The organism is Vibrio sp. Vb1554 (genome assembly GCF_033344235.1).
The window spans coordinates 1-1416 of sequence record NZ_JAWPOJ010000191.1 but is presented as its reverse complement, the minus strand read 5'-3'; the positions used below and the strand labels follow the sequence as shown (position 1 = coordinate 1416).

Genomic DNA, 1416 nt, shown 5'->3' with positions numbered 1-1416 from the left:
CGAGATGTGCCACTACTAATGATAGGTGACGCAAAAACAAGGTATCCATATCTGGTTGGAAATGACCGCCATCTTCGCTAGAAAACGCAAGCACGCCAAGCGTCTGCTTCTTCACCAGCGGCAGTACCACATAGGAACCCATTTCTGGCACATCCATATTGCCAAACAACGCTTCACGATCCACTTTACGCAAGCGGCCCAAATAAGCCTCTTTGCCATTTAGGTGGTTGGTCGCAAAACGCTGGTAATGTTCTTTGCTAAGTTGCGTCGATGCATCGCATTGGCTAAACAAGCGAACATACGCACGCAGTCCGAGATCTTTGGCTTTTAGCTCTATCGCGCTAATAACTTGCTTGAAGTCACCGCACTTTAGAATCGAGCCCTGCAAATCCATGAACTCGTAGAAGGTACGATCGTTGTTTGCCGCAAGCGACATTAACGTGGTGATCTCTTCTTCAAGCTCTTCAATACGCTGACGCTGGCGATTCATTTGAATATGCACCAACGAAACCGTACCTAAATCCGAATGTGGAAAAGACAGACGATCCACCAACTCAGGGCGCTCAACAAAAAAATCAGGGTGATCTTTTAGGTATTCAGCCACCACTTCTGCAGTTAATGCGTCAGCTTCAACTTGAGACAAACCGTTTCCTTTTTCTTTGACTAGCACGACAGTTGACCATCAAATACGTGAGTTGCTGGACCGGTCATAAAGAGTGGTTTGCCCGGGCCTTGCCAAGAAATATGCAGCTCACCACCAGGTAGCGATACTTTCACACTCTCATCCAAAAGTCCTTGCAAAATACCCACAGCCACCGCGCCACATGCGCCGCTACCACAAGCTTGTGTTTCACCTGCGCCGCGCTCGTAAACTCGAAGACGAATGTGGTCACGACTCACCACTTGCATAAAGCCAGCGTTCACACGTTCAGGGAAGCGTTCGTGTGATTCAAGCAGCGGACCTAGAGTGTCCACATCTGCGGTATCCACGTCATCCACTACTGTCACCACATGCGGGTTACCCATGCTGACAGCGCCACAAAACAGCGTCTTGTCACCCGCGCGCATGATGTAGGTTTTTTCTTTCTGCTTCGCTTTGAACGGAATTTTGTTCGGTTCAAACTCTGGCACGCCCATGTTGACCGTCACTTCACCGTCGTCTTCCACATCAAGAATCATCTTACCTTTCTTGGTGCTCACGCTGATGCTGTATTTATTGGTCAACCCTTTTAAACGAACAAAACGCGCGAAACAGCGCGCGCCGTTGCCGCATTGCTCCACTTCACTGCCATCGGCATTAAAAATGCGATAGTGGAAGTCGGTTTCAGGATCATAAGGTGCTTCTACCACGAGCAATTGGTCAAAACCGACGCCAGTGTGGCGATCCGCCAAACGACGGATCAAGTCTTGCGAGAA

General features: G+C 49.2%; 2 protein-coding genes. Both read right to left on the bottom strand.

Annotated elements, in window-relative coordinates:
- Nucleotides 1–670: DUF484 family protein (locus tag R8N28_RS24845; protein ID WP_318183620.1), on the bottom strand; the 670-nt coding region annotated here is incomplete at its 3' end.
- The coding region (dapF, locus tag R8N28_RS24840) for a diaminopimelate epimerase (RefSeq protein WP_318183619.1) at nt 664–1416 on the bottom strand (753 nt) is incomplete at its 5' end. The genes R8N28_RS24845 and dapF, both read right to left, overlap by 7 nt.